Genomic DNA, 3,054 nt, shown 5'->3' on the forward strand with positions numbered 1-3,054 from the left:
GTGCCGGGGGCGGTGGCATCCGGACCGATCGGGGATTCCGCTGGTCCTCGGGGGCCGGCGGCTCGTCGGACCCCCCGCCTGCGGCGGGACGGTCGCTCACGTCGGGGCGGTCGGTCACACCGGGCTCCGGGTCGGCGGCGCGGACAGGCCCGGGGGCAGGACCTCGGCCGGGCCCTCGACGGCGCCCCGCCGTCGACGGCGGACGAGGTTCACGAAACGACGCACGAAGAGCAACCCGAGCAGCGACGCCGCGCCGATGGTGATCGACAGCGAGATGGGTCCGTAGGCGGTGCTCTTCACCTGCATGTCCACCCGCTGGCCGAGCGGGCCGCCGGCGGGGGTGGTCACCTCCGCGGTGACGGCGAAACCGCCGGACTGACGCACCTCGGTGGGCACCTGCAGGATGGTGCGCTCCTGCGGCGCGAGGGTCTGCGTGCCGATGTCGCCGATGGACAGCCCCCGGCTGCCGCGGGTGCGCACCTGGAGCAGCACCTGCACGGCGAAGGGCAGGTCGTTGTCGACGGTGAGCACCAGAGGAGCCGTGCTGGAGGCCAGGCTGTAGGTGCCGTCGGCGGGCGCGACGACGGTGACCCGCCCACGCAGCCGGTCGAGGGCGGCGCGCGCGGCCGCGGCCACGGCCCGGAACGCCGTGGGGTCCTCGGCCCACAGTGCGGAGGCGCTGCGGGCGATCCCGGCGTCGTAGGCCTGGAGGGCGACCCCGGCGTCCCCGACGACCGCGCCGGCGAGGTCGTCGCGCACGGCGACGGCGCCGGCCAGGGTCGCCAGGCCCTCGGCGTCGAGCCGGCGCTCGGAGGTGGAGGTGGTGACGGCCCCGGCGTCCGCGGCGGGGACGTTGCCGAGGCCGGCGACCGTCTCCGGCCGGAGCCACGGCAGGCCGGTGGTGTCGGTCATCATCGCTCCGGCGCCCTCGGGCCCCGAGCGCACGTCGCGCGGCGGTGCGACGAGCACGGTCTGCTCGCTGCCGGGCGGGGCCTGCATCGTCAGCGCCGCCAGTTCGGCGAGGTAGCGCTGCTCGGCCAGCCGGGGTCCGCCCGGGGTGTCCTCGGCGGTGCCGACGAGCGCGGTGAGCGTGGGATCGGCGACGAGGACGTCGACCGCCCCGTCCGCGACCGGGACCGTGGTGTGCGCGACGGCGTCGGAGCCGTCGCGGCCGGTCGCGGACCCTCCGCCGGTGAGGGCGTCGCCGGCGAGGACGACGCGGTCGATCCCGCCGTCGTGCAGCGTGTCCAGCGTGGCCTGCTCGAAGCCGCCGTCCGCGGCCCAGGCGAGGTCGGTCGCCGGGGTGACGTCGAGCAGGTCGGCGAGGATGACCGAGCCGGCGCCGGTGGTGCGCGCCGGCTCCTCGTCGGCGGGAGCGGGTTCCTCGCCGCGGGGCGGAGCCGGTTCCGGGGCGGCGCCCGGCGGGTCCTGCGCGGTCCCCTCGGGCGAGCCGGGCAGGCTGCGGGTGACGACGCCGGGCAGTCCGGCGACCTGGAGTCCGTCGGCCTCGACGTCGCCGTAGGGCAGCGCGACCACGGGGTGGACGGCGGCCACGGCGCGCAGCCGCTCCAGGAAGGCCTGCGCCTCCTCTGTGCCGGTCCCGGCACCGGCGTCCCCGTCCACCGCGTAGGGCCCGTCGGCCATGATCGCGAGCTCCTCGACCAGGGCGGGATCGATGGCGAGGGTCACCGACAGCGTGGGAGCCGCCGGCTCACCGGGTGCCGCGGCCGCGGGCAGGCGCTCGATGACGGCGAGGGCGCGGTCCAGCCGCCCGCCCTCGGCGATGACCTCGGTCAGCCCGTCGTCGGCGAAGCCGCCCGAGGGCGTCCGGTGGCTGCGCTCGGAAAGCGGCCACAGCCAGGCGACGGCGGTGCGGGCGGCCGGCTGGACCGGCTGCTGGACGACGAAGGTCGACAGCTCGCCGACACGGCGCTGCTCGTCGCCGTCCACCGTGCCGTTGACGTTGAGCAGCGCGGGGTAGACGCCGTCGCGCTCCAGCCGCAGCTCGTCGGAGGGGACGGTGTAGGCGAACCCGGCGCTCGCGCCGGGGGCGAGGTCGTCGGGCAGCTCGGAGAAGGGAGCCAGGACCGTGGTGGCCGGATCGGGATCGGCGACCGCGGCGGCCAGCTCCGGCCGGGTGGTGCGCACCTCGCCGCGCTGCAGCCGCACCGAGAGGTCGGTGATCGGCAGCGTGCCGGTGTTGGTGAGGGTCCCGGTGACGGTGATCAACGATCCCGGCGTCACGGTGCGCGGCTCGAATCGGCCCACCTCGATGCGCACCGGACGGTCGGCGTCGACGACGTCGGCCGGGGCGGCGGACGGAGCGGGTGCCGCCTGCGCCGGCGCGGGCAGCGGCGGCGTCACGGTCAGCGCACCGGCCACCAGGGGCACCAGCACGGCGGCACGGCGGACGGCGCCCGGCCGGGCGGAGGCGTCGGCGGGAGGGCGGCCGCCGACGCGGGCGGCAGCCGGCCGCGTCACGCGCTGTCGGCCAGGAGTCCGGGAGCGCGCTCCACGAGTGCCCGCTCGTCGGCGTAGGCCAGCCGGGTGCTCAGTTCCTCCAGCGGCACCCAGGCGACCTCGGTGACCTCGACGTCGGCGTCGGAGAGCGCACCACCGATGGCACGCAGCAGGAAGTGGTGGACGGTCTTGTGCACGCGACGGCCCTCGGCGACGAACCAGAAGTCGATGATGCCGAGCGGGGCGACGACCTCGCCGATGATCCCGGTCTCCTCCGCGACCTCGCGGACGGCGGTGTCCTCGGGGGTCTCGCCGGCCTCGATGTGCCCCTTCGGGAGGGACCACAGGAGGCGTCCGCGGCGGTCGGTGCGACCGATGAGGGCGGCACGCGGCCCGGTCACTCCGTCGTCGGCGACCACCAGGCCCCCGGCAGAGGTCTCGTCGACCCGGCGCAACCGGCGGCCCGGGCGCCCGCGCCCGCCCGTCCCAGCCATGCCAGGAGGGTACCGGTTGGAGCTGGGCGAGCAGTGCAGCGCGACCGGGGCATCCGGCGGCCGCGCTGCGGAAACCCGGCCCGGGCGGGCGGGGGACAGG

2 protein-coding genes are annotated in these 3,054 nt (G+C 77.1%); both read right to left on the reverse strand.

The annotated features are described in order from the left end of the window. Positions 1-114 precede the first annotated feature (114 nt). Positions 115-2,481, reverse strand: a complete 2,367-nt coding sequence (locus C5508_RS19075) for a DUF6049 family protein (RefSeq protein ID WP_104526482.1) — start codon at positions 2,479-2,481, stop codon at positions 115-117. After that, complete coding sequence (locus tag C5508_RS19080; protein ID WP_104526483.1) at positions 2,478-2,954, reverse strand: NUDIX hydrolase; 477 nt, start codon at positions 2,952-2,954, stop codon at positions 2,478-2,480. Before C5508_RS19080 ends, C5508_RS19075 begins: the two co-directional genes overlap by 4 nt. Positions 2,955-3,054: the final 100 nt, after the last annotated feature.

This window comes from Blastococcus atacamensis, from assembly GCF_002938425.1.
GTDB classification, from domain to species: domain Bacteria; phylum Actinomycetota; class Actinomycetes; order Mycobacteriales; family Geodermatophilaceae; genus Blastococcus; species Blastococcus atacamensis.

Coding starts and splice junctions, on each gene's coding strand:
- C5508_RS19080 (WP_104526483.1), bottom strand. CDS start 2,954: ATGGCTGGGACGGGCGGGCGCGGGCGCCCGGGCCGCCGGTTGCGCCGG.